Source organism: Micromonospora sp. NPDC049580 (assembly GCF_040675595.1).
GTDB lineage: Bacteria > Actinomycetota > Actinomycetes > Mycobacteriales > Micromonosporaceae > Micromonospora.
Map to the genome: position 1 here is coordinate 1 of NZ_JBFAPG010000614.1, position 3,188 is coordinate 3,188.

Annotated in this window: 4 protein-coding genes; 2 read left to right on the forward strand and 2 right to left on the reverse strand. The window is 72.5% G+C overall.

Annotated features, from left to right (window positions below):
- Window positions 1-68 precede the first annotated feature (68 nt).
- The gene (locus AB0J68_RS29930; RefSeq protein ID WP_363941961.1) at window positions 69-920 is read right to left on the reverse strand and encodes an aldo/keto reductase; all 852 of its coding nucleotides are present in this window, start codon (window positions 918-920) and stop codon (window positions 69-71) included.
- Window positions 921-1,017: 97 nt separating this feature from the next.
- Entirely contained in the window at window positions 1,018-1,977 is a 960-nt protein-coding gene (locus AB0J68_RS29935) for a LysR family transcriptional regulator (protein ID WP_354855853.1), read from the reverse strand.
- A gap of 52 nt (window positions 1,978-2,029) precedes the next feature.
- Between AB0J68_RS29935 and AB0J68_RS29940 the strand changes: the two genes are divergently transcribed.
- Both AB0J68_RS29940 and AB0J68_RS29945 read left to right on the forward strand, forming a co-directional pair.
- Window positions 2,030-2,953 (forward strand): serine hydrolase, encoded by a 924-nt coding sequence (locus AB0J68_RS29940; RefSeq protein ID WP_354855852.1) that lies wholly within the window; start codon window positions 2,030-2,032, stop codon window positions 2,951-2,953.
- A gap of 154 nt (window positions 2,954-3,107) precedes the next feature.
- Window positions 3,108-3,188 (forward strand): twin-arginine translocation signal domain-containing protein (locus AB0J68_RS29945; protein ID WP_363941964.1); only part of this gene is annotated, 81 nt, incomplete at its 3' end.

A 3,188-nucleotide genomic window follows, 5' to 3' on the forward strand; every position in this document is an offset into this window, starting at 1 on the left:
AGAGTCGTCCGGACGACTCTGCGGTATGGCGCTCGAAGGACAGGTGCCCGCCGGGCGGCGGGCTCAGGTCAGCGGGGCACGTAGGCGAAGGTGTCCGGGTTCGGGCCCTGCCGCCCGGCCTCGCCCTTGTTCAGTGCGGTGATCCGCTCCATCGCCGCGTCGTCCAGCTCGAAGTCGAAGATGCGGGTGTTCTCCTCGATCCGCTTCGGGGTGGTCGACTTCGGGAAGATGATGTCGCCGCGCTGCACGTGCCAGCGCAGTACCACCTGGGCCGGGGTGCGACCGAGCTGCTCGGCGATGTCGACCACCGTCGGGTCGTCGAGCACCTTGCCCTGCGCGATCGGCGACCACGCCTCGGTGGCGATGTCGTGCTCGCGGCCGTAGGCGCGGACCTCGTCGTTGGTGAAGTACGGGTGCGCCTCGATCTGGTTGACCGCCGGCACCACGCTCGCCTCGTCGGCCAGCCGCCGCAGGTGCGCCACCTGGAAGTTCGACACGCCGATCGAGCGGGCCCGACCGTCGCGCTGGAACTCCTCCAGCACCTTCCAGGTCGAGACGTAGTCGCCGTCGTACAGCGTCGGCAGCGGCCAGTGGATCAGGAACAGGTCGATGTAATCCATCTTCAACGCGGCCAGCGTCGAGTCGAACGCCTTGCGCGCGTCGTCCGGGAGGTGGAAGCCGTTGTTCAGCTTGCTGGTCACGTAGACGTCGCCCCGGTCGAGGCCGGACATGCGGATCGCCTCGCCGACCTCGGCCTCGTTGCCGTACATCTCGGCGGTGTCGATGTGCCGGTAGCCCGTCTCCAGGGCCGTGGTCACCGCCGCGACGGTGTCCTTCGGCTCGATCTGGAACACCCCGAAGCCGAGCTGCGGGATGGTGGTGCCGTCGTTCAGGCTGATATCAGGAATCGTGACTGCCACTGCGGCTCCTTCGCGTCTTCGTTACCCATCATCCATACCCGCGCGGGTGGACGATTCACCGTCCAACGCGAGGTGACGAGCGCAACGTTGGCCCGCTTCACCCGGTTGTGTCGAACAACACCGGCCAGGGCCGTGCCGCCGGCACCGAGGGCGGCGTGGGCGGCGCCGGCTCGGCGACGGCCAGCACCTCGGCGGCGAGCTGCCCGACCATCGGGGCCGCCGGATGCGCCGACCGTTGCGGCCAGACCGCCGAGGTGCGCTTCGTCAGCGAGGTGTCGGCGATCGGTCGCCACGCGATCCGGGGTTCCCGGCGGGCCAGCGTCGCCGGCTCCACGGCCACCCCACCGCCGGCCAGCACCAGCCCGAACAGGAATTCCGGGTTGCGTGCCGGCCGCACCCGCTCCGGCCGCCACCCGTGCCGCCGGCACACCGTGAGCAGGTGGTCGTGCCAGCCCGGCGCGGTGGCCCGGGGCGCGGCCACCAGGTCAAGGCCGGCCAGCGCCGCGAGCGGCACCTCCCGGCCGCGGGCCAGCGGCGAGGTCCGCGGCAGCAACACCCCCAGGGGTACGTCCACCGGGGCGCCGAAGCGCAGCCCGTCCGCCTCGACCGGATGGTGCACGAGCCCCACGTCCAACCGCCGCTCGGTGAGCATCCGCACCTGCTCGGCGGTGGTCAGCTCGTGCAACTCCACGTCCAGGCCGGGCGCCCGGCCGGTGAGCTGGTCCAGCAGCGCGCGCAGCGTCACCGCCGGGGTCTCCGGCGGCACACCCGCACGCAGGATGCCCAGTTCGCCCGCGCGGACCTGCCCCATGAGGTTGCGCAGCCGGCCCTCGCCGGCGAGCAGTTCCTCCGCCTCGGCGAGCAGCAGACCGCCGGCGGTGGTGAGCCGCACCTGGCGGCGGGAGCGGTCGAACAGCTCGACCGCGAGTTCCCGTTCCAGCCGCTGGATCGACTGACTCAACGGCGGCTGGGCCATCCCGAGCAGATCCGCCGCCCGCCCGAAGTGCAGCTCGTGGGCGACCACCACGAAGTGCCGCAGGTGCCGGAGCAGGTCCACGGCCCGGACCCTACGCCAGCGGCGGAGCACCGCCACTGGATACCGTGCCCGGGTGGACGTCAGGGAGCGGATCGAGGCCATCTTCGCGGGCGTCGGGGTGACCGCCAGCCTGCACGCCGTGGACCTGGACGCCGTGGACCTGGACGCCGTGGACGCGGTCGACCCGGACGCGGTGGACCGGCAGGTCGGGGTGCGGGCCGACGAGCAGGTGGTGATCGCGTCGATCTTCAAGATCCTGCTGGTGCTGGAGTTCGCCCGGCAGGTCGACGCCGGCCAGCTCGACCCCACCGAACGGGTCCTGGTCACCGCCGCCGACCGGCTCGGCGGGTGGGGGCTGGCCGGCTGCGTCGACGACGCCGAGGTGTCGCTGCGCGACCTCGCGTACTTCGCCATGTCGGTCAGCGACAACACGGCCGCCGACCTGCTGCTGCGCCGGGTCGGCCCGGACCTGCTGCCGATGCTCGCCGCCGAGCTGGGCCTCACCCGCACCCGCGTTCTCGGCGGTCCTCGGGAGCTGGTCGAGATGATGCTCGCCGACGTGGGGGCGCGGACCGAGGCGGAGTTCGCCCGGATCTTCCCGACGCTGCCGGCGGAGCGGGTCCAGGCGATGCGGGTCTTCGACCCCGCGCACACCACCAGCAGCACCGCCCGGGAGATCACCCGGCTGCTCACCCTGATCTGGCGGGACGAGGCCGGGCCGCCGGCGGCCTGCGCGATGGTCCGCGGCTGGATGGCCCGGCAGCTCTTCTGGACCCGGCTGGCCGCCGGCTTCCCGCCCGGCGTCCGGGTCTCCGGCAAGACCGGCACCCTGCCCGGCCTGCACCTGGAGGCCGGCGTCGCCGAATATCCCGACGGCGGCCGGTACGCAATCGCCGTCTTCGCCCGCGCCGACGAGCTGACCCCGCGCCGGATCGACGTGGACCTGGCGATGGGAACGGCCGCCCGCACGGCCGTCGAGGCGCTGCGCGGCGACTGAGTTTTCCGAGCGTCCGAGCGCCGAAGGGCAGTCGTTGAGCAGGCACGATATGCCATGCCATATGGGAGCTGGCACCCTTCGATCTTGGACTGGGACGCGGGGGCGCTGGTTGGCTCGTGCCGACCGATCACCCGAGCACGGGGAGTAGATCCGCATGCCCAACCTCGACCGCCGTCGCTTCCTGCGGGACGCCGCAGCCACCACCGCCCTGGTCTCGGCCGGCGGCCTCGCCGCC